Consider the following 21,832-nt stretch of genomic DNA (forward strand, 5'->3'; position numbering starts at 1 on the left):
TAGCGTCAGGCCGCTGCCTTCGCCTTCGTCGGCCGCTTCAGCATCAGCGCCGCAGCGAGCACAGCCTTCAGGCCGAGAGGTCGGTAGTTTGACGCGAGATCGGTTTTTGCCGGTTGGGGGGCGTTATTCTTCGTCGACATTGACGGCTTTCCTTGCTGTTTCCCGTGTTTTTTCTTGGACATGCGTCCGTTTGGCGCTGTCTCGCCGCAGATCATGACAAATCCGTGACGGACGCAAGTCAAATTAAGAAAAAATCGAGCACAATTCGCGAGCAGGGCCCGGAAGTTACTTCCAGAGGATCAAATGCCACGATCCATGTCGCTATCGTTGGCGTCGCTGGGCTCTTCGTCGACCGTCAGTGTGCCATAACGGCGGTGCCAGGACCTAGCGCCAAGCGGCAGGGTGGCGAGATAGAGAATCACCGTTACCACGAGGACCTGCCAGGTGAAGCTCATCAGCAGCGCCACGTAGAGCACGACCGCAAGGATCATCGGCAGAACCAGATCGCGGCGAATCCTCTGGCTGTCGGATTTGCCGGACCAGACGGGAAGGCGGCTGATCAGAAGGAAGGCGATCAGGATGGTGTAAACTGCGCCGGCATAGGCAAAGGTCTCGTTGAGCTCCATGCCGAGGAAACCGACATAGACCGGAAGCAGGACGAGGAAAGCTCCGGCAGGGGCGGGAACGCCGACGAAATATTCCGACTGCCACTTTGCCTTCTGCTCGCGCTCCGCCATTACGTTGAACCTGGCAAGGCGCAGACCGGCGGCGATGGCGTATATGAGGGCGGCGATCCAGCCCAGCGATCGCGCCTGATCCAGAACGTAGACATAGAGAACCAGGGCGGGGGCGACGCCGAAATTGATGATGTCGGCGAGCGAATCCATCTGTGCTCCGAATTTGGAGCTCGCCCGCATCATCCGCGCAACGCGCCCGTCGATGCCATCGAGAAAAGCCGCCGCCAGAACCATCGCAACGGCCAGTTCGTAACGACCTTCGAAGGCGAGCCTCACACCTGTGAGGCCGGCGCAGATCGCCAGAACGGTGATCAGGTTCGGAACGATAAGCCGCAGAGGAATTTCTCGGAGCCGCGGTCCCCGGGCCTCGTCATTGCCGCTACCGATATCCGACTTGGGCGATTCCATGCTGGCCTCCCTGTTGCGTCAGCTGCGGCGGCTGAGGACCGGTCCCTTCGCGGAGCCGAACTCGGCAAGTACGGTTTCGCCGGCAATCGCGGTCTGGCCGAGCGAGACGCGTGGTTCCGCACCGGCTGGCAAAAACACATCGAGGCGCGAGCCGAAGCGGATCAACCCGAAGCGCTCGCCTGCCTCGACCGCGTCGGACGGGTTGGACCAGCAGACGATCCGGCGGGCGACCAGGCCGGCGATCTGCACGACGCCGATATTGCCGTGAACGGTTTCGATGACGAGGCCGTTGCGTTCGTTTTCCTGGCTGGCCTTGTCGAGTTCGGCGTTGAGAAAGCTGCCCTCGCGGTAGACGATGTTGGAGATGCGGCCGCGCATGGGCGCGCGGTTCACATGGCAGTTGAAGACGTTCATGAAGACCGAAATCCGCAGCATCGGCTGGGTGCCGAGATGGAGTTCTTCCGGCGGAGTGACCATCTGGATCGACGAGACCCGGCCGTCGGCGGGGCTGATCACCAGATCGGTGTCCTGCGGCGTCACGCGCTCCGGATCGCGGAAGAAGTAGGCGCACCAGGCGGTCAGGATCAGGCCGATCCAGAACAGCGGTTCCGCGATCCAGCCGAGCAGGAACGATCCGGCAAGGAACGCGGCGACGAACGGATAGCCTTCCTTGTGGACGGGAACGATCGTGCTGCGGATGCTGTCGAGCAGGCTCATGAACCCTATTCTCCATTGCTTGTATCGAGGCCTGACTACAGGGAAAGTTGTCGCGGGGCAATGCCGCAGTCGTTCCGTGCCACTGGCCTTTAACGGCACGTTCACCACAATCAGCCGACACCGAAAAAGGTCCGCTGGATGGGTGTAACAGTTACCTCCATGGTAATGCTCTTCGGGCCAATTTCATGGCGCCCGAAACGAGAACAGAGAGGTTCGCCATCCCGATGCCGGTGCCTGGGTTACCCGTCCGTCCCGATATGCCGCAGATCGTCTGGTACTCCAGCCGGGCGGCCGCGCCGCCAGCGGTGTTGGAAGCGACGGTCGGGGTGATGACGGTCGTGCGTTCGCCGCTGGCTGCGCCGGAGATCTGCCTCTTGGACGTGGCGAATACGGGAAACGGCGGGACGGCTGGGACCATCCGCCGCACCGTCGGCTCCGAGGCCTATCTCGTGGGGATCGTCGATGATGAAGGAAGTCGAGGCATGCTGTCGGCGCTCATCGACAGCGGTCTGGACGATGCCGTGTTCATTGGCGACGAGGACGGTCTGAGGGCCGCTCTGGCACGCGGCCGCCGCGTCCTCGCGGACCGGAAAGTGTCGTATGCCCATCGCCAAAGGCAGGATCTTGAGCGCGAATATTTGCAGGCCTGTATCGACAACCTGCCGACGCCGATCTTCTTCAAGAACGGGCGGGGCGTCTATGTCGGGTGCAACACCGCGTTCGAGGCCTTTATCGGTCGACCGTCGGAGGAAATCATTGGCCGCACCGTCTGGGAGATCGCTCCGCCTGAGCTCGCCGCCGCCTATGAAGAGGCTGATCGGGCTTTGATTGAGCGCGGCGGTGTCCAGGTCTACGAGGGGCAGGTCTGCCGGGATGCCGAGTTGCGGCGCGATGTCAGCTTCCACAAGGCGGTCATCGTCGATGGTCAGGGTGGGGTCAGGGGCATCGCCGGTGCGATGCTGGATATCACAGACCGTAAGATGCTCGAGCGCGATCTGAAGCGCGCCGCTGAACGGGATCCCCTGACGGATCTCTATAACCGTCGGAAATTCTTCGACTATGCAAGCGCCTTGACGCCGGCAACCCCTGAGGCGTTCGCGCCGACATCTATCGCAGTGATGGACATAGATCACTTCAAGGCGATCAATGATGGCTGCGGTCATGCCGTGGGTGACGAAGTGCTCCGACGCGTTGCCGCGGAAATGAAAGCAGCCTTCGAAGATATTGGGATCGTTGCCCGGGCCGGCGGCGAGGAGTTTTACGCGCTGCTGCCGGGGCTCTCGCCCGCTGCGGCATCGGCGCATCTCGAGAGCCTCCGCCAGAACATCGCGGAGATCAACATCGATGCCGATGGGACCCCGATCGGTGTCACGATCAGCATCGGCGTAGCCGGGTTTGACCCGCAGCGGGAAGCGCCTTCAGAAGGTTTGAAGCGCGCCGACCTGGCGCTTTATCGCGCCAAGAATGCTGGTCGAAACCAGCTGATGCGAGCTGCCTGAAGCTCTAGTTGGCCGGCGGCTTGCGGACAATGATGCCGATATCGTCGCTTTCCCTGACCTGCCGCAGATGTTCCTCTGCCTCGGTCGCTTCGCGCTGACGGTTCCACATGGATGCGTAGAGCCCGTCGTGTTCGAGCAACTGGGCATGGGTCCCGCGCTCGGCAATCTCCCCGCCCTTCAGCACGATGATCTCGTCGGCACCGACGACGGTCGACAGCCTGTGGGCGATGACGAGCGTCGTCCGGTTTTTCGATACCACGTCGAGCGCCGACTGGATTTCGTGCTCTGTGGTCGTGTCGAGCGCGGACGTCGCTTCGTCTAGGATAAGGATCGGCGGTGCTTTGAGAACCGTCCGCGCGATTGCCACGCGCTGCTTTTCGCCGCCAGACAGCTTAAGGCCGCGTTCACCGACCATCGTCTTATAGCCCTGCGGCAGTTCGCGGATGAAGTTGGCGATCTGTGCGACTTCGGCGGCCTGCTCGATATCGGCCTCTGAAGCGTCGGGTCGGCCATAGCGGATGTTGTAGGCGACGGTGTCGTTGAAGAGAACGGTGTCCTGCGGAACCATGCCGATCGCCGCACGAAGGGATTGCTGCGTCACGTCGCGAACCTCCTGACCGTCAATCGTGATCGACCCGCTCTGGATATCGTAGAAACGGTAGAGCAGGCGCGAGATGGTCGACTTGCCGGCACCGGACGGTCCGACCACCGCAACCGTCTTTCCGGCCGGGACCTCGAACGAGACACCCTTCAGGATCGGCCGCTCGGGGTCATAGCTGAAATGCACGTCCTTGAATGTGATCGCGCCCTGGGCGATCACAAGCGGCCTTGCGTCGTCCTTGTCGACCACCTCGGGCCTGACCTGAAGGAGATCGAACATCTCCTCGATGTCCGTCAGACCCTGGCGGATTTCGCGGTATACGAAGCCGATGAAGTTGAGCGGGATCGACAGCTGCATCAGCATGGCGTTGACGAACACGAAGTCGCCGATCGTCTGCGTGCCATTGCGAACCGCGAGCGCGGACATGACCATGATAACGGCCGTGCCGACACCGAAGATCACGCCCTGACCGAAGTTCAGCCAGCCGAGTGACGTCCACACCTGAGTGGCGGCCTTCTCATAACGCTCCATCGACGAGTCGAACCGCTTCGCCTCCATTTCCTCATTGCCGAAATACTTCACGGTTTCGAAGTTCAGCAGCGAGTCGATCGCCTTGGTATTAGCGTCGGTGTCGCTGTCGTTCATGGCGCGACGGATGCCGATGCGCCAGTCGGACGCGCGGATGGTGAACCAGATATAGGCCCATACGGTAAAGGCGGTGACCGCAAGATACGAAAAGCCGTAGGTCCACCAGAAGATTACGGCTGTCAGCAGGAACTCTATAAGGGTCGGCACAGTGTTGAGGATGGTGAAACGGACGATCGTTTCGATGCCCTTCGTACCGCGCTCGATGATTCGCGAAAGCCCGCCGGTCTTGCGTTCGAGGTGAAAGCGCAGCGACAGCTGGTGCATGTGAACGAACGTCTTGTAGGCCAGCTGCCGCACGGCATGCTGTCCGACACTCGCAAACAGCGCATCTCGCAACTGATTGAGACCCACCTGCAAAATGCGGGTGAGATTGTAGAAGATCACGAGCGCGACGGCACCGAGCAGGAACGCCGGCAGCAGCCCGACCATGTCCAGCTTTCCATCGAGCGCATCGGTCGCCCATTTGAAGAAGTAGGGCACGAGGATCAGCACGAACTTCGATGCGATCAGGAAGACGGTCGCCCAAACCACGCGCATCTTCAAGTCGAAGCGGCCTTCGGGCCACATATAGGGCCACAGGTTGACGAGCGTGCCGAGCGGATTGCTGTCGTCAGCCGAAACGGTCTTCTTTTTGTCTGCCATGCTGTTGCCCCGGACGCTTTGCATAAAAAAGGCCGGCGGTCCTTTCGGGACCGCCGTTAAGACGCAAATAGAGTTTCCGGCGGCTCAAGACAACGGGCCGTCCCCGAACACACTGTTCGTGTCAGTTCAATGGTTGGCCCCTCAGACGCTTGCGGTGTATCTCTTCCGCATTCGGCAGGGCATCCGTCGGCACCTTGAAGATCTGCCCCGGTTCGATCAGGTCGGGATTGATAATCTGATCCTCGTTGGCGAGGTAAATGGTCGTGTAGCGCACCCCCTGACCATAGACGCGGCGCGAGATCTGCCACAACGTGTCACCCCGGCGGATGATGACGCTGTTGTCGCTCGCCTCAAGCGGAGCCTGCTTGATCGTCGGCGACGACGACTCGGCAATAGCGGGCTCGGACGCTGCGGGTGTCTCGGTTGCTTGCTGCGCGATCGGTTCAGCCTCTGTCGGCAAAGCGGGCGCGGCCTTGAGCACGGCATCGATCAACGACGCCAGCCGCGGCATAGCTTCACGCACCGCCTCGACGTCTCGCGGCAGCGCCTGGATCGTGGCTAGCGCAGTCTTCGCAGCAGCTGCCGTTTTGCCGACAGCGTCCGTCAGCGGTGCGGACGCACCGTCCGACAGGCGGAAGTCGGCGAGGGCGCCAAGCGCGATTTCCGTTGACGACCGCGCCGCTGCGACATCATCCATGGATGGCTTGCCATTGTCAGCGAACAGCGACTGAAGGATTCCGAAGGCCTTGGCCAGCGTGTCGCGTTGCTTGTCAAACGCGCCACGCTCCAGCGGCACCATCGTTCCGTTGGCGGCATCGGCCGGCGGCGCGACGACCGCAACCTGAGACCCCTCCGGCCGGTTGAACGGTACCGAGGCGGCGACGATGATGTTGCCGTCGGCACCCACCAGTTCGACCCGTATCGTGTGGGCGCCGACCGCAAGCGCCATCTGCCCCTCCACGACAAAGTTGCCGGCACCATCGATTGCCGCTTCGCCCACGGCCTGCTCGTTCACGAGCGCGCGAACCGTACCTTTCGTTGAGGCGGTCCCCGCAATGAAGATGCGGTCATTCTCGATTTCGACCGCCGTAACCTGGATCTTTTCCGTGACTGTCTCAGCCGTCGCAATGTCAGTGGAAACAGCGCTTTCCGTCCCCGCGGCAGCGTCGGCTCCAATCGGCGGCGCGGCTGTCAGCGCGGTGGATGCGGCCGGCAAGTCCGGTAATGCCGAGGATGGATCTTCCGCGGCGACGCGCGGCTGCTTATCGGCTTCGTTCACGGTTTCGGGCATTGTCACGATGCGGCTGGGTTCGCCGGGCTTGCTCACCATAGCCAGGAGCTTGCCGTCGGGCGAGGCCGGCACCAAAACGCTGGCGACCTCCTCGGAGACGACGGGAGTGCCATCAGCGCCGGTGGAGCGCAGCGCAAGGGCGTGGTCTCCTGGAGGCAGGGGTGTGTCGAGCACGGCCGCAAAGTCTCCGCTCGGGCCGGCTTCAACGGACGCGATAACGGTTTCTCCGTTCAGAACCTCGATTTTCGCGCCAGGGGCAGCATTTCCGGCGATAACGGTCGAGCCATCCGGTTCAACGCGAAGAACGTCGAACTTGGGCATGATGGAGGCGGAGTTGGCGTCGGCTGCAGGCTGCTCGGCAGCAGGTGTCGCCTCCGCAGGCGCAGGAGCGTCGGGCGTCGGCGAAGGCGCTTCCTCACCCTTCAGCGCGCTGACGATTCCAGCAATGGCAGAGGCTGCCTGCTGCGGGTCGGTGGGCAGGTTGCGGAGGAGCGAAAGCGTTTCCTCGGCGTAACCGCGGACAGTCGTCATCTGCTCTTTGATCGCCGCGTCCAGAGCTTCGGGTATTTCGAGTGCCGCGAGAGCCGAAACGGCGCTTTCTGCGGTTCCCCTTGCGGCTGCGAATGCTTCGGTCGTTGGTGTCTTTCCATCGGCGAACAGGCCAGACAGACCTTCCACCGATGACGTTGCCGTGGTGACAAGCCGTCCCATCTTCTCGAGTGCCGCCGAGCCGTCTGAAATTGTCGTCTCGATTGGCGGTGCAATTGGTGCTGTTGCCTCCTGCTCCGGCTCGGATATCCGAGGTATGACAAAAAATACCATCAGCAGCGTCGCGATCACGAGCACCAACAGAGCCAGCCAGCCGGCACGGTTTTTCATAATCCATCTCTCCGGGCGGAAAAGCCGCCATTTCCCCTTCGAATTGCTAGCGTTATCCTTCCGGATGCACAAGCATTCTCGGCCTCTGGCACCACTCGTAAACAGGGTTTTCCGTCAATTTTGTTGACGTGAAAGCGCGAACGTAGTCTGTTGATTTCCATGCTCGAAAATACATCCGTGAAATCAATCTGCGTTTACTGTGGCTCTCAACCCGGACGTGATCCCGCCCACATGGCCGCCGGAAGAGCCCTCGGTCGCTCTATCGCTGTCCACGGGCTGCGGCTTGTCTACGGCGGAGGCACGAAAGGGATCATGGGCGCCGTTGCCGCCGGTGTGCTCTCCAACGGCGGTCAGGTCACCGGGATCATCCCGGAGTTCCTGATGGACATGGAAGCAACCCGCCATTCGCTCGGCCAGCTCAACGAGCTTATCGTGACGAAGGACATGCACGAACGCAAGCACAAGATGTTCGAGCGCGCCGACGCCTTCGTGACCCTGCCGGGTGGGATAGGGACATTGGAAGAGATCGTCGAGATCATGACCTGGGCGCAGCTCGGCCGTCATGAGAAGCCGATGGTCTTCGCCAACGTAAACGGGTTCTGGGATCCGATGCTGGAACTGGTCAGCCACATGCGCTCGCAGGGGTTCATTCACACCGCGCACCGCGTTCAGCCGATGGTGGTCGACAATGTCGAGGAAATCGTTCCTGCAATCGTCGACAAATGGCAATCGGTCTCCGATCCAGAGGGTATGGACGAAGTCATCGCACGGCTTTGAACGCCGGTAGAGCGCTCAGCCACCCAGATACTGGAAATAGGCCCAGGCGGCGACGAGTGCTGCGATCACGCCGAGGATGACAAGCAACCTGGTTCGCTTCGGATTCGGTGGCTTCGGCTCTTCCGGTTTCGGGGGACGCTTGAACTCGACGACGTTCGACACTCTGGCACGTCTCCTTGCAAATCGCTGTTCTGACTTGAACTGCGCTTATATTAGCGCAGTCGGCAACCCGCAACGCCTAGTTCGTCCGGGTGTTATCCCATCTGGAGACGTGTCTGCCTGACGTCGGCTGGAGTTAGTCGACGACGAAAAGCACGGCTCCGACCTGTGTCGAGGATCGGTGAGGCTCCGCATTGTCGGCGACCTGATAGCTCATGCCGGGCTTCAGCACGAAGACGCGGCCGTCTTCAAGCTCTGTGGTAAGCTCGCCGGAGATGCAGAAGAGAATGTGCCCCTTCACGCACCAGTGGTCCGCAAGATAGCCGGGCGTATATTCCACCATACGAACACGGATATCGCCGAAATGCAGTGTACGCCACGAAGCGGTACCTGTTTCGCCGGCATGTTGTGTGGGCTCGACCTCGCTCCAGTCGGTCGTACCGAACGGAATATCTGTCATTTTCATGGCGCCAGCCTCCCCGGTTCGGTGCGTTGTTTGCCTCAGGTCTTCCGCAGGGCGCGCAGCATCGGCCACGAATAGATCACGAGCGCCGCCCAGATCAGGGGAAAGGCAATCGCCCGCGCGGTGCCGAACGGCTCCTTGAAGATGAAGACGGCGATCAGGAAAATCATGGTCGGCGCGATGTACTGCATGATTCCGATTGTCGACAGCCGGAGCAGCTTGGCGCCGTTCGCGTAGATCATCAGCGGGCCGGCGGTGATGATCCCGCTTGCCAGGAGCAGCAGCGTGTCATGGTTGTTGGACAGGAAGTGCGCCTTTCCGCTGGCCTGCATGTAGGCCATGATGCCAAGGGCTACCGGCGTCAGCAGGAGCACCTCCAGAAAGAAGCCCTGGTTGGGGCCGACCGGCAGCGTCTTGCGGAAGAAGGCGTAGAACCCCCAGGAGAACGTCAGGGCTAGAGCGACCCAGGGCAGGGTCCCAGCCTCGATTGTCAGAATCGCGACGGCGATCGCGGCCAGAGCGATTGCGGCGATCTGGGCCGGCTTCAACGGTTCTTTCAGCAGCACCGCGCCCAGAAAAATCGAAAATAGCGGATTGATGAAGTAGCCCAGCGCCGTATCGAGCGCGCGGCCCGCCCCGATCGCCCAGACATAAATGCCCCAGTTGACACTGATCAGCGCGGCGGTGAGTCCTGCCATCAGCAGCGTACGGGGAGACCGAAGCGCCCGCTTGACGTCGGCGGTGCGCCCGAGGATGAGCAGAACAACGCCCGCAATCGGCAACGACCACAGAATGCGGTGCGCAATCACCTCGACCGGAGAGATGTGCGCGACCGCCTTCATGTAGAGCGGCAGGAAACCCCACAGGAAATACGCCGTCAACCCGAACGCGAAGCCGCGCGGCGTATCCTCGTTCTTGGGCACCGCCACCGCGTCGCTATTCGCCATGATTGTTTCCTCGTTTTATTATTTAGGCGAGCGATAACCCACGCCGGAGAAATGAACAAATTCATTCCGGTGAAGCATTGCTTCCGTAAGTTGAGGCGTCCTGCGATCGTACAGGCGGCTATGCGTTGCGGCGAATGACTGTTCGACGTTTCACTCCGCCGCGATCTTGCCTGCGAGGCTGCGGTTCTTCATCAGCTTGTAGACGATCGAATCCATCAGCGCCTGGAACGATGCGTCGATGATGTTTTCCGAGACGCCGACGGTCCACCAGCGCACGCCGGTGGCGTCGGTCGATTCGATCAGCACCCGCGTGATCGCCTCCGTGCCGCCGTTCAGGATGCGCACCTTGAAGTCGACGAGTTCGAGGTCGTCGATCTCGTTCTGGTACTTGCCGAGATCCTTGCGCAGAGCCAGGTCGAGCGCGTTGACGGGACCGTCGCCTTCCGCGACCGACATGATACGCTGGCCGTCGATCTCAAGTTTGACGACGGCTTCGGAAACGGTCTTCAACTGGCCATTGGCGTCGAAACGGCGCTCGACCATGACGCGGAAGCCCTCGATGCCGAAGAACTCGGGCACTGAGCCAAGCGTGCGGCGTGCCAGGAGTTCGAAGCTCGCATCTGCTCCCTCGTAGGCATAGCCGGACGCCTCCCGCTCCTTCACGATCGAGATCAGCTTGTCGAGTCTGGGATCGTTCTTGTCGACCTCGATACCGCGGCGCTTCAACGCGTTGATGAAGTTCGCCTTGCCGCCCTGGTCGGAGACCATGACCTTGCGGAAATTGCCTACACTCTCCGGCGTGACGTGCTCGTAGGTGCGGGGATCCTTCAGGAGCGCCGAAGCGTGAATGCCGGCCTTTGTCGCGAAGGCGGAGGCGCCGACATAGGGCGCCTGATGGTCCGGCGAACGGTTCAGCAACTCGTCGAACGCGTGCGAAAGCCGCGTGAGATCCACAAGCTTTTCCGTGTCGATAGAGGTCTCAAAGCGGGAAGAATAGCTCTCTTTCAGGCATAGCGTCGGGATCAGCGTCACGAGGTTGGCATTGCCGCAGCGCTCGCCGATACCGTTGAGCGTCCCCTGGATCTGCCGTACACCGGCCTCGACCGCCGCGAGCGAGTTGGCGACCGCCTGTCCGGTATCGTTGTGGGCGTGGATGCCGAGCGAAGAGCCCGGCACGCCTGCGGCGATCACCGCAGCGACGATCTCGCGGATTTCCGGCGGCTGCGTGCCGCCATTGGTGTCGCACAGCACAACCCAGCGGGCGCCGGCGTCATGGGCTGCCTTGGCGCAGGCCAACGCATAGTCCGGATTGGCCTTGTAGCCGTCGAAAAAATGTTCGCAATCGACCATCGTCATCTTGCCGGCGGCGGTCGCCGCCTCGACGCTGTCACGGATCGATGCGAGGTTCTCCTCGTTGGTGCAGCCGAGCGCGACCTTCACGTGATAGTCCCAGCTCTTGGCGACGAAACAGATTGCGTCGGACTTAGACTGCAAGAGTTCGGCGAGGCCGGGATCGTTCGAGGCAGAGATGCCGGTGCGCTTGGTCATCCCGAAAGCCACAAAAGCGGCCTTCTCCGTCCGCTTTTTCGCGAAGAAAGCCGTGTCGGTCGGGTTGGCGCCCGGATAGCCGCCCTCGACATAGTCGATGCCGAAACTGTCGAGCATCGCCGCGATCGCGATCTTGTCCTCGACGGAAAAGTCGATGCCGGGGGTCTGCTGACCGTCCCGGAGCGTCGTGTCGAAGAGGTAGATCTTTTCGCGTGTCATGCTGCAATCCTAAAAGCAAACGGCAGTCTTGGGAGCGCCTTGGGCGCCATCATCATTGCTTCCCGGCAAACCGGTCCGTCGCACGGATCAGCTTGTCGAGGATCCCCGGTTCCAGGAAGGCATGTCCGGCGCCCTCGATCAGGTGGAAATCCGCTTTTGGCCACGCTTTGTGCAACTGCCACGCATATTTGGCGGGGCAGGGCATGTCGTAGCGGCCATGCACGATGACGCCTGGAATATCCTTGAGCTTCCAGGCATCGCGCAGCAATTGCCCTTCCTCCAGCCAGCCGGCATTGACGAAGAAGTGGTTCTCGATGCGGGCGAACGCGATCGCGAACTCGTCCTCACCGAAATGAGCGGCATAATCCGGGTTCGGTAGGAGCGTGATGGTCTCGCCTTCCCAGGTACTCCAGGCGATGGCGCATTCCAGCTGCTTCTTGCGGTCGCTGCCGGTCAGGTACTTCCGGTAGGCGCCCATCATGTCATGGCGTTCATTTTCCGGGATTGGCGCCACGAAGCGCTCCCACTTGTCCGGGAACATCTCGGAGACGCCGAACTGGTAGTACCAAAGCAGTTCCGCCTTCGTCAGCGTATAGATGCCGCGCACCACCAGTTCGGAGACTCGTTCCGGATGGGTCTCGGCATAGGCGAGCGCCAGCGTCGAACCCCAGGAGCCGCCGAAGACGAGCCATTTATCGACACCCATCATCTCTCGCAGTCGCTCGATGTCGGCAACGAGGTGCCATGTGGTATTCGCCTCGAGGGAGGCATGCGGCGTGGACTTGCCGCAACCGCGCTGGTCGAACAGGATCACGTCGTAAAGTGCCGGATCGAACACGCGCCGCTGTGTTGGAGTCACCGTGCCGCCGGGGCCGCCATGCAGCAAGACAGCCGGCTTTGCACCCTTTGTGCCGACCCTCTCCCAATAAACCGTATGGCCGTCACCGACCTCCATGTAGCCTGTCTCGTACGGTTCAATCTCGGGGTAGAAGCCGCGCAGGTGATCGTCGGGTTCACGGGTCATTGAATAGTCCTTTGCGCTGCTGGACGGCTGAGCCGGCGGAGGATGAAACTGGAGAGGGTGGCGGCGAGAAGCAGCAGCGGTATCAGCAGTTCGAGGAACTCCTCCGCCAGCGCCGCCTTGGCTGCCAGGGCAGGATCGATGGAGATACCGAGCGGCGCGAGTTTCCGATCAATGCCGTCGAGAGACTTCGAGACGATGCCAAGTGCGACCGCCGCAACAACGCCCCACGCCCAAAGCGTGCGATATCGAAGAGCCTCGATGAATATCCTCGCATTGTACCGCAGCAGCCTGACCACGACGGTGATCGTGACGGCGATGACGACAAGGCCCAGGATACGCTCCATCATCGGTGCTTCGGCTGAGAAATAGAGCTTGCTTTGCAGAAAGCCGATGGATGTCAGCTTCTTGTCGAGATCGAACTCGCGCCCCATCATCAGCAGCATGACGGCGGGTACCTGCCAGTGAACGCGCCATTCATCGCCGGACCGGGTCCACAGCCAGATGATTGCCGTGTATCCGTAGAGCAGCGCCGTGGCCAACTCCAGTCCTCCTGACTCGCGAAAGAGAGAACTGTCGATTTGCTTCGTCAGGAGATCGACGAGGACAAGGGCCACGCATCCGAGGATCGCCACCAGAGCAAAGCCCCAAGGGCGTTCATATCCAAGCTTTTCGTTCGCATAGGCCAAATTCCAAGTCCTCCCATTCATGGTCTTTTTATTGATGGATGTTTCGTCGTTCCAATGCGTCTATCACTGTTCTTCCGACAGCGGCCAGATTTTCGTGTCGTGATCGGGATGCTGGAGGGAGACGACGGAAGCATGCAGATGCTCCATGCCGGTGCTGGTGAAGGTCGGCTTCTCGAACAGGGTATCGATCCAGGGCAGCCGTTTGTGATGATTGACCTGCACCTGCGGCTCGAAAAGCTGAGGGTCGTCCAGCGTGCCGATAGCCAGTTCGATGCCCCCTGTGTGCCGATAGGCGAGGGGTGTGCCGCACCGATGGCAGAAGCCTCGTTCGGCCACGTTGGACGAGCGGAACCAGTTCGGCTCATGACGCGGAAAATGAAGGTCGCCGTCATAGGCGGTGATGAAGGCGCCGAAGAAGCTTCCGAACTGCTTCTGGCACATGCGACAATGGCAGATCGACGGTCTCCCGAGCTTCGTTGCCGTAAACCGCACGGCCCCGCACTGGCATCCTCCGGAAAATTTCCCCTCGAACATGGTCTCCTCCTCAGCCGAGCGTTACGTAGGCAACGACACCCGCCGTGATCAGCGCAATCAGCGCACCCTTGCCAATCAGGCCGTAGAGGAGCCACTTCGGCATCTGCGTGTTCGGGTTCTTTTCAGCCATCGACCTTGTCCTCCGGCCAGCGATCCGTGTCGCGATCCGGATGCTGATAATTGACGATGTCAGTCAGGAACGGCGCCGAGTCGATGTCGTCCATTGTCACATGTTCCGGCAGCGTGTGCAGCCGGTCGACGAAACCGATCTTGCGCTCGACCCCGTATTGCACGACCGGTGGCAGGCGGGACGGATCGTCGAAAGCGCCGGCGGCAATCGCTATCCCGTCCGGAGCCTCGTAGGTGAGCGGCGTGCCGCAGTTTTCGCAGAATCCGCGAGACACGAAGTTGGACGACCGGAAGTGCTTCGGCGCCCCACGCGTCCAGACAAGCTCCGCGCCGCGGGTCGAGACGAGCGGAGCATAGTAGGCACCGAATGCCTTCTGGCACATGCGGCAGTGGCAGATCGAACTGTCCTTGAGTTCGCCTGAGACGCGGAAGCGGACCGCGCCGCACTGACAGCCGCCGGTGTGGATGGTCATCTCTTCACCTCCCACGTCGTCACCCGCTCGCCGGTCGCAGGGTCCTTGCCGTCCTTCAATTGGATGCCCTTGGCAGCAAGCTCGTCGCGAACCTTGTCTGCTTCCGCGAAATTCTTCGCCTTCAGCATTTCGAGCCGCATGTCGACGAGGGCCTGAACTGCGGCGGAGAGATCGTCGCTGACCTGCGCTTTTCTTGGAAGCACGCCGAGCAGCGCGGCACTGGCGGCGAATGCGGGCGCCTTGCTCGGATCGGCATTTGCAGCTTGGGCCAGGCCATGGACGGCCTGAACGGCGGCGACCGTGTTCAGGTCGTCCCCGAGCGCGTCCAGCACACTCTGATCCGGCGCGACCCCGCCGGTTTCTACCGCAGGCCATTTTGCAAGCAACCGCTCCGCTTCCTCCAGCCGTTTCACCGAAAAATCGATCGGTTCGCGGTAATGCGTCATCAGCATTGCCAGCCTGAGCACTTCGCCCGGCCATTTCCGACCGCCGAATTTCTCCGTCGCCAACAGCTCGTTGATCGTGACGAAATTGCCCTCCGACTTCGACATCTTGCGGCCCTCGACCTGCAGGAAGCCGTTGTGCATCCACACCGTTGCCATCAGATCGTTGTCGAAGGCGCAGCAGGATTGGGCGATCTCGTTTTCGTGGTGCGGGAAGATGAGGTCGAGCCCGCCACCATGAATGTCGAACTGATGCGGCTTCGCCTTTGCCGCCGGAGAGAGACGATCCTTGATCTCTTCCCAGAGATAGCGGTCGGACATGGCGGAGCATTCGATATGCCAGCCGGGCCGACCATAGATCGGATGCGCCTCGCCCTCGAAGGTGAAGGTTGCGCCCCAGCCGGGCTCGGTATCCGCCGATTGCTTCCAAAGCACGAAATCGGCCGGGTTCATCTTGTGGCCTTCGACGGCCACGCGCGCGCCAGCCTGCTGATCCTCAAGCTTCCGCTTCGACAGCATGCCGTAATCCGCCATCGAGGCGGTCGAGAACAACACCTCGTGCCCTTCCGAGCCCTCGGCCACATAGGCATGGCCCGTATCAAGCAGGCGCTGGATGATCACCTTCATCTGCTCGATATTGTCTGTCGCACGCGGCTCATGCGTCGGCGCCAGGCAGCCGAGAGCGGCCACGTCCTCGTGGAACTGGCTCTCTGTCTTGCCGGTGACGGCACGGATCGCCTCGTTGAGGCTCATCGAACCGTCGGCGATCTTCGGACCAAAGTCCCTGAGCGCCCGCGCGTTGATCTTGTCGTCCACGTCGGTGATGTTGCGGACATAGGTGACCTTGTCGGCGCCGTAGAGATGCCGCAGCAAACGAAACAGCACGTCGAAGACGATAACGGGACGCGCATTGCCGATATGGGCGAAATCGTAGACGGTCGGGCCGCAGACATACAGGCGCACATTGTCGGGGTCGATCGGTTCGAAGTCGACCTTCTCGCGTGTGAGCGTGTTGTAAAGCTTGAGGCCGCCGGCCATGTGAAACTCCCAGAATGATGTACCCGGCTGGACCGGGTCGTTTGTCATCTGGGTCTGTCAGGAGACGAAAACGGCCGGGCCAGCGCTTGCGCTAGCGAATAATGATCCCGCAAATGATGCAGAGGCTCGTTTTCATGGGCGCTGTTATGGCGCGCGTCGCGAATTTGGTCAAGGGGCGGGACGCGCAGCCACAGGCCCGAGAAACCCGAGTTCAGGGATAGACGTAGGTGTAGAGCGCACACATGTCGTCATTGCTCTGCGGCGGCTCCTCCGTCTCGAAGACGGCGACCATCGTGACGTCGCCATCCAGCCAGGATGCGAGATAGGTGACGGGTGCGGGGCCGCACAGGCGGTTGTCGTTGAGCAGGACCGGCGAGCTGGGATTGTCGATGCTGTAGACCGAGGCGGGAACTTCGTTTCCATCGACGACGAAGCTGTCGGCGATCAGATCCTTAAAGGTCAGGCTCTCGCCATTCTCGAACACGATCTCGTAGTCGTCGAAGCTGATGTCACCGGTGATCGACATGGCGGTGTTGCTCAACGCGGCATAGTCGTCAGCGTGCGCGGTGGCGGTCGCACAAAGCAGCGACAGCAGGGCAAGGGCATATCGGAGAGTGGTCATTGTCGAATCCATCAGCAACAGGCGGGCGTCGTCGCCAGCGCTGATAGCTCTTGCACGAAAGCCGCGCGGCGGCCATCCGGCGACTTGCCTTTGCCCAATTATGGTCGTGGAGGAAAGGACGGCTCAGTGCGAGATTGTCTTGGAAAACACGTTGACGATGACGATCCCGAGGATGATCAGCGCGAGCCCGATAACCGCAGGCATATCAAGGCTCTGGCGGAAGACGAACCAGCCGATCGCGGAGACGAGGACGATACCAAACCCGCTCCAGAGCGCATAGGCGATCCCGACCGGAATGGTTTTCAAAGCGAACGAAAGCACATAGAAGGCGATCCCGTAGCAGAGCAGGCTGCCGATCGAGGGCAACAGTCGCGTAAACTGCTGCGTTTGCTGCAGGAGCGTCGTCGCAACGACCTCGAACGCGACGGCAATGGCAAGTGCGGCGTAGGTGAAGGCGAGGGGGCTCATCAGGATGGCTTTCTTGTGAGGGCCAGCAGTTGCGTCTTGGTTTCGTTCAATTGTCGGTCGGAAAGGCCGGTGCCGGTGATGGCGGCAAGCCAGAGGCCGTCGGCCGCAAGACGCGCCACACGTAAGTCTGGATCGTCGGCCTCGCCATGATAGGCAAGCTGGCCATCAAGCCATCCACCCCAGTTCGCCCGGAGTTCGGCATCGGTGAGCGCCGAGAGGCAAAGAGCTGCCCATAGCGGCTCGCTTCCGGCCTTTCCCGGCGCGACAACGGCTTCGACATAGGCGCGGCTGAAACGACCGAGTGGTTCGATATCCGCCGCCATATGCTCCGCCAGTTCCGTCTCGAAACGTTCCAGAAGGTCGGCAAAGACCGCATTCACGAGGCTCGCCTTGCTCGGAAAATGGTGGAAGAAGGCGCCCTTGGTTACGCCCGCCTCAAGGCAGACGGCATCCACCGTCACATCGGCGATCCCGCGATGCGTCGCGATCCGCGCCGCAGCATCGAGGAGGGTGCGCCGAACCTTTTCCGGCTGCTTCTTGCGCTGGTGTGCATTCATGGAAAAAAGATACCAACTGAACGGTATGTTTCAAGTGGAATCGGCGACGCGTGCGCCGATCTTCATTGCGACTTCAGTCAGGCGACCCGGCGTCGCAGAGGCAGGAGTCCGAGTACCATTGCGCATCCACCGATGATGACGGCCGCGCCGACGATCTGGATCGCCGTCAGGTCTTCGTGCAGGACGAACGCACCGACGAGAACCGCGACCACCGTCACGGCGAACTCGACGCTGATTGCCCGCGTCGGACCGATCCGCCCGACAAGCCAGAAGTAGACGACGTAGGTGAGTGCGCTCATCAATGCAGCGAGCGAGACAAGGTAGAGATAGTCGATCGGCTGCGGCGTTCCCGGGACCGGCACGAGAAGCAGAAACGGAAGGGTCATCACTCCGCCGGCGAAGAACGAACCGATCGTCACCTCCCAGGGGCTCGCTTTGGTGAGAAAGCGTGCAGCGTAGTTGGATCCGAAGGCGGCGGAGAAGGTGGAAAATACCATGCCGATACAACCGAGCACGAAGGTCATGTCCACCGGCACTGCCGGAAATCCGACCAGCATGATGATCCCGAGGGTGCCGAGCCCGATGCCGGCGACACGTGGCGGCGTGATCCGCTCCATGCCCCACAGCTGGGCGATGACCATGGAAAACATGGGGATCGTCGCGACGAAAATCGCGGCCATGGCGGTGCCGATCAGCGGAGTGGAATAGGAAAGCCCGATCAATTGCCCCGCCACGGTCGTCGCGCCAACGGCAACGTAGTGCCACCACTTGGATTCGAAGGCGAGCCGCCGACGCGTGAGGCGCGCGGCGGCATAGAGAAGCGCCCCGGCGATCAGACACCGGAACGTCACGGCCCCGATCCAGCCGAAGCCGGCAACCACCTTCAAAAGGAGCAGAAAGGAAAGCCCCCAGGCAAATGCGAGGAAGGTATAGGCGGTAATATCACGAGGCTGCATGATACTCTGATAACGTTTCGGATGCGATGTTCTCTAAGGCAGATGCGATGAGCGCAAGTCCTATGCGCGACAATATTTCGTCTTCAGGCAGGTTGTCCCGCTTGCATCCACTCCTGCATCGCGTCGATCACGTCCACGGTGGGATATTGGCGAATATCGTCGTCGGACGCCCCTGCCGCTAATTCGCGCATCCAATACCATTGTTGAAAGACGACATATTTGCTTTCAATAAGTGTTGCGCCGAAATTGGGCGCGGCAGCTTGTCGTATCAGCCACCCACGAACCTTTCTGATGGCTTGTTGATAGTCCGCAGCGTGCGCCTCAAGGTCCCATCCAGCTATATCGGAAAGAGTCCTTTGATAATCGTAACGGCTCTCTTCAAGGACAAGTAGCGACTTGTTGGCTAATTGCCCCGTGCCGAAACGTTTACATCCGTAATCAACGCCGAGTTCAAAAGGCATGTTCATACGTGCGAACTCTCCGATCGACGAAGCTTTGCAACGGCTCAAATCATGGATGCCGTATTTTGAAGTCCTGATGATTTCCTCGATCCGGCTTAGGCGATTTGCTGCATTGTCGGCATTTTGCGGAGCCAGACGAGGGGAGAAGCCGAGATATATGACACAAAAGGCAATCGCCTGAAGTATCGGCGCATAGTCTTCATCAAATGGGCAATTTATGAAGACCGACCTGTCAAACATGGATGGAGTCAGCCCTTCGGAGGCAGCGGATCGCTTCCATAGGTATTCCGCTCCCGGATGCGGCCATCCTTTCCGTGAATGTAGAGTTCTGTCTTGTGAGACTTAGCGATCTGCCTAGCGGTCTCGATGGCCTCAGATTGCGTCAAATGAACGCTGCTCGCCCTCGACGCGCCGGATGTAAGAACTCCCCACTTACCAGATCTAGGTACTACATGCTGAGCTTTTGACTTGGACATCTTCCGATCCTCGTAGATAGTGCAATATAGTTGATCTACTGTAAGATCACCAGAGCCCGCGTCGCCCCAAGCTCACTCTCATTCCGGCAAACGATAATCCTTGAGCTTGTCTTCCCGGACGACGTACAGCTTCCCCGTCTCCGTCAGTTGCGCACCGCATAGCGGGACGAGCTTTGCCGCCACTTCGGAAGGGTGCGGCAGCGTATCCGGATCTTCGCCCGGCATCGCCTGGGCGCGCATCGCTGTCCGTGTGGCACCCGGATCGATCGATACGATCCTGAGAGGCAGGCGCTGCGTCTCGGCTGCCCACGTACGCGCCAGTGCTTCGACGGCGGCCTTGGAGGCCGAGTAGACGCCCCAGAACGGGCGGCACTTGTGGGCTGCGCCGGACGACAGGATGAGCGCGCGACCCTGGTCGGACTTCACGAGCAGCGGCTCGACGGAGCGGATCAGCCGCCATGTCGCGGTGACATTGACCGTCATCACCTTCTCGAACACCTTCGCCTCGATGTGTCCAATGGGTGAAATGACGCCCAGCATCCCGGCATTGGCGACGAGGATGTCGAGCTTGCCCCAACGCTCATGGATCGACGCGCCGAGCGCGTCGATCGCCTTCATGTCGGTGAGATCGAAGGGAACGAGCGTGGCCGAGCCGCCGACCGCCTTGATCGCGTCATCGAGTTCCTCGAGACCGCCAACGGTACGGGCGCAGGCGATTACGTGGGCGCCTGCCTTGGCGAGCTCGATCGCGGTGAAATAGCCGATGCCGCGTGATGCGCCTGTGACCAGGGCGATACGGCCCTTCAAGTCGATCGTCATTGGGTCGATCCTGTCCACGAGATGTCGTTTGACGGCCAAAAAGAAGGCCGCGTTTCCGCAGCCTTCTAGAGTGTTTTATGCGGAAGGCAAATGCTTCCCTTCGTCTCAGCCCGTGGTGGCGAGCAACGAGACCTTGCGGCCGACATCCTGTTCGCCCTGCTTGTCCAGCAGTCGGGTGGGATAGTCACCCGTGAAATAATGGTCCGTGAACTGCGGGTTCGCAGCATTGCGCGGCTCGCCGCCGACGGCGCGGTACAGGCCGTCGATCGACAGGAACGCGAGCGAATCGGCCCCGATGAATTCGGCCATGGCTTTTTCGTCGGCATACTGGTTGGCCAGCAGCTTGTCGCGGTCCGGCGTGTCTATGCCGTAGAAGTCGGGATAGAAGATCATCGGGCTGGCGACACGGATGTGCACTTCCTTCGCTCCGGCGTCGCGGATCATCTGCACGATCTTGACCGAGGTCGTGCCGCGCACGATGGAATCATCCACGAGCACCACGCGCTTGCCCTCGATCATCGCCCGGTTGGCGGAGTGCTTCAGCTTGACGCCGAAGGCGCGGATCTGCTGCGTCGGCTCGATGAAGGTACGGCCGACATAGTGGTTGCGGATGATGCCGTATTCGAACGGGATACCGCTCTCCTGCGCGAAGCCAAGCGCGGCGGGTGTGCCGCCATCCGGAACCGGGACGACGACGTCTGCTTCCAGCGGCGATTCCTTGGCGAGGTTCACCCCCATATTCTTGCGCGTCTGGTAGACGTTGCGGCCCGCCACGACGGAATCGGGACGCGCGAAGTACACGTATTCAAAAAGGCAGGGACGCTCGGGCTGCGGGCGGGCCGGAAGGCGCGATTCGATGCTGATCGACCCGTCGGGCTGGATTTCGCAGATCACGACTTCGCCGTTCTTCACGTCGCGGATGAACTTGGCGCCGATGATGTCGAGCGCGCAGGTTTCGGAGCAGAAGATCGGCTTTCCGTCGAGCTCGCCCATGACCAGCGGACGGATACCGATCGGGTCGCGAGCGGCGATCAGTTTCGTCCGGGTGAGCGCCACCATGGCATAGCCGCCTTCCATCTGCCTGATGGCATCGATAAAGCGGTCGGTTGTCGAGGCGTGCCGCGAACGAGCGATGAGATGAAGGACGACTTCGGTATCCGAGGTCGACTGACAGATCGCGCCGGTGGCGATGATCTGCTTGCGAAGCGTCAGGCCGTTGGTGAAGTTGCCGTTGTGCGCGACGGCGATGCCGCCTTCCTCCAGCTCGGCGAACAGTGGCTGCACGTTGCGCAGCGCGACTTCACCGGTCGTGGAATAGCGGGTGTGGCCGATCGACATGGCACCGGGCAGCTTCGCGAGCGTTGCCGGGTCTGTGTAGTGATCGCCAACGAGCCCCATGTGTTTTTCGGTGTGAAAGTGCTTACCGTCGAACGAGACGATACCAGCCGCTTCCTGCCCCCGGTGCTGCAGGGCGTGCAGGCCCAGAGCCGTCAGCGTCGCCGCGTCGGGATGGCCCAAAATGCCAAACACCCCGCATTCCTCATGCAGGGTGTCGTCGTCGAGACCGCATTCGGAAACGGCTGAATTACTCTGGTTCATCGAGGTTCGCCT

General features: G+C 61.0%; 24 protein-coding genes. 2 read left to right on the top strand and 22 right to left on the bottom strand.

Annotated features, from left to right (window positions below):
- Positions 1-5 precede the first annotated feature (5 nt).
- From J5J09_RS22955 to J5J09_RS07770, 3 genes are all read right to left on the bottom strand, one after another.
- The gene (locus J5J09_RS22955) at positions 6-140 is read right to left on the bottom strand and encodes a hypothetical protein (RefSeq protein ID WP_281436214.1); all 135 of its coding nucleotides are present in this window, start codon (positions 138-140) and stop codon (positions 6-8) included.
- 159 nt (positions 141-299) lie between these two features.
- On the bottom strand, positions 300-1,145 hold the full coding sequence (gene pssA, locus J5J09_RS07765) for a CDP-diacylglycerol--serine O-phosphatidyltransferase (RefSeq protein WP_208549089.1): 846 nt from the start codon (positions 1,143-1,145) through the stop codon (positions 300-302).
- Between the two features lie 18 nt (positions 1,146-1,163).
- On the bottom strand, positions 1,164-1,871 hold the full coding sequence (locus J5J09_RS07770) for a phosphatidylserine decarboxylase (RefSeq protein ID WP_348646478.1): 708 nt from the start codon (positions 1,869-1,871) through the stop codon (positions 1,164-1,166).
- Between the two features lie 176 nt (positions 1,872-2,047).
- Here J5J09_RS07770 and J5J09_RS07775 point away from each other — a divergent pair, with 176 nt between their 5' ends.
- Entirely contained in the window at positions 2,048-3,361 is a 1,314-nt protein-coding gene (locus J5J09_RS07775) for a GGDEF domain-containing protein (protein WP_208549091.1), read from the top strand.
- 4 nt (positions 3,362-3,365) lie between these two features.
- Here the strand turns inward: J5J09_RS07775 and J5J09_RS07780 are convergent, their stop codons facing one another.
- Both J5J09_RS07780 and J5J09_RS07785 read right to left on the bottom strand, forming a co-directional pair.
- On the bottom strand, positions 3,366-5,252 hold the full coding sequence (locus J5J09_RS07780; protein ID WP_208549092.1) for an ABC transporter ATP-binding protein/permease: 1,887 nt from the start codon (positions 5,250-5,252) through the stop codon (positions 3,366-3,368).
- A 121-nt stretch (positions 5,253-5,373) separates the two neighbouring features.
- Entirely contained in the window at positions 5,374-7,422 is a 2,049-nt protein-coding gene (locus tag J5J09_RS07785) for a LysM peptidoglycan-binding domain-containing protein (RefSeq protein ID WP_208549093.1), read from the bottom strand.
- A 159-nt stretch (positions 7,423-7,581) separates the two neighbouring features.
- On the opposite strand from J5J09_RS07785, the gene J5J09_RS07790 reads away from it, so the two are divergent.
- On the top strand, positions 7,582-8,199 hold the full coding sequence (locus J5J09_RS07790; RefSeq protein WP_208549094.1) for a TIGR00730 family Rossman fold protein: 618 nt from the start codon (positions 7,582-7,584) through the stop codon (positions 8,197-8,199).
- Between the two features lie 15 nt (positions 8,200-8,214).
- On the opposite strand, the gene J5J09_RS07795 is transcribed toward J5J09_RS07790, so the two are convergent.
- From J5J09_RS07795 to purF, 17 genes are all read right to left on the bottom strand, one after another.
- Positions 8,215-8,361: a hypothetical protein gene (locus J5J09_RS07795; protein WP_208549095.1), complete on the bottom strand. Its 147-nt coding sequence runs from the start codon at positions 8,359-8,361 to the stop codon at positions 8,215-8,217.
- A 133-nt stretch (positions 8,362-8,494) separates the two neighbouring features.
- Positions 8,495-8,824: a DHCW motif cupin fold protein gene (locus J5J09_RS07800; protein WP_208549096.1), complete on the bottom strand. Its 330-nt coding sequence runs from the start codon at positions 8,822-8,824 to the stop codon at positions 8,495-8,497.
- Between the two features lie 35 nt (positions 8,825-8,859).
- Positions 8,860-9,768 (bottom strand): EamA family transporter RarD, encoded by a 909-nt coding sequence (rarD, locus tag J5J09_RS07805; protein WP_208549097.1) that lies wholly within the window; start codon positions 9,766-9,768, stop codon positions 8,860-8,862.
- A gap of 150 nt (positions 9,769-9,918) precedes the next feature.
- On the bottom strand, positions 9,919-11,535 hold the full coding sequence (gene cimA / locus J5J09_RS07810) for a citramalate synthase (protein WP_208549098.1): 1,617 nt from the start codon (positions 11,533-11,535) through the stop codon (positions 9,919-9,921).
- 52 nt (positions 11,536-11,587) lie between these two features.
- Complete coding sequence (gene pip, locus J5J09_RS07815) at positions 11,588-12,559, bottom strand: prolyl aminopeptidase (RefSeq protein WP_208549099.1); 972 nt, start codon at positions 12,557-12,559, stop codon at positions 11,588-11,590.
- Positions 12,556-13,245: a hypothetical protein gene (locus J5J09_RS07820; protein WP_208549100.1), complete on the bottom strand. Its 690-nt coding sequence runs from the start codon at positions 13,243-13,245 to the stop codon at positions 12,556-12,558. The genes pip and J5J09_RS07820 overlap by 4 nt, the downstream gene beginning before the upstream one ends.
- Before the next feature lie 63 nt (positions 13,246-13,308).
- On the bottom strand, positions 13,309-13,779 hold the full coding sequence (locus J5J09_RS07825; RefSeq protein ID WP_208549101.1) for a GFA family protein: 471 nt from the start codon (positions 13,777-13,779) through the stop codon (positions 13,309-13,311).
- Between the two features lie 122 nt (positions 13,780-13,901).
- Entirely contained in the window at positions 13,902-14,381 is a 480-nt protein-coding gene (locus tag J5J09_RS07830) for a GFA family protein (RefSeq protein ID WP_208549102.1), read from the bottom strand.
- Complete coding sequence (gene cysS / locus J5J09_RS07835; protein ID WP_208553328.1) at positions 14,378-15,862, bottom strand: cysteine--tRNA ligase; 1,485 nt, start codon at positions 15,860-15,862, stop codon at positions 14,378-14,380. Before cysS ends, J5J09_RS07830 begins: the two co-directional genes overlap by 4 nt.
- A gap of 211 nt (positions 15,863-16,073) precedes the next feature.
- Positions 16,074-16,484: a hypothetical protein gene (locus J5J09_RS07840; protein WP_246745803.1), complete on the bottom strand. Its 411-nt coding sequence runs from the start codon at positions 16,482-16,484 to the stop codon at positions 16,074-16,076.
- A gap of 123 nt (positions 16,485-16,607) precedes the next feature.
- On the bottom strand, positions 16,608-16,952 hold the full coding sequence (locus J5J09_RS07845) for an SMR family transporter (protein ID WP_208549103.1): 345 nt from the start codon (positions 16,950-16,952) through the stop codon (positions 16,608-16,610).
- The gene (locus J5J09_RS07850) at positions 16,952-17,509 is read right to left on the bottom strand and encodes a TetR/AcrR family transcriptional regulator (RefSeq protein ID WP_208549104.1); all 558 of its coding nucleotides are present in this window, start codon (positions 17,507-17,509) and stop codon (positions 16,952-16,954) included. Before J5J09_RS07850 ends, J5J09_RS07845 begins: the two co-directional genes overlap by 1 nt.
- Positions 17,510-17,586: 77 nt before the next feature.
- On the bottom strand, positions 17,587-18,465 hold the full coding sequence (locus tag J5J09_RS07855; protein WP_208549105.1) for a DMT family transporter: 879 nt from the start codon (positions 18,463-18,465) through the stop codon (positions 17,587-17,589).
- An 83-nt stretch (positions 18,466-18,548) separates the two neighbouring features.
- Positions 18,549-19,166, bottom strand: coding sequence for a hypothetical protein (locus J5J09_RS07860; RefSeq protein ID WP_208549106.1), 618 nt, complete (start codon positions 19,164-19,166; stop codon positions 18,549-18,551).
- Positions 19,167-19,174: 8 nt separating this feature from the next.
- A complete protein-coding gene (locus tag J5J09_RS07865; RefSeq protein WP_208549107.1) occupies positions 19,175-19,402 on the bottom strand; it encodes a DUF2188 domain-containing protein in 228 nt (75 codons plus the stop codon).
- A 78-nt stretch (positions 19,403-19,480) separates the two neighbouring features.
- A complete protein-coding gene (locus J5J09_RS07870) occupies positions 19,481-20,221 on the bottom strand; it encodes an SDR family NAD(P)-dependent oxidoreductase (protein ID WP_208549108.1) in 741 nt (246 codons plus the stop codon).
- A 105-nt stretch (positions 20,222-20,326) separates the two neighbouring features.
- The gene (gene purF / locus J5J09_RS07875) at positions 20,327-21,820 is read right to left on the bottom strand and encodes an amidophosphoribosyltransferase (RefSeq protein WP_208549109.1); all 1,494 of its coding nucleotides are present in this window, start codon (positions 21,818-21,820) and stop codon (positions 20,327-20,329) included.
- Positions 21,821-21,832 lie beyond the last annotated feature (12 nt).

The sequence above is a fragment of the Ciceribacter sp. L1K22 genome (assembly GCF_017599385.1).
In the GTDB taxonomy this organism is placed as follows: Bacteria; Pseudomonadota; Alphaproteobacteria; order Rhizobiales; family Rhizobiaceae; genus Allorhizobium.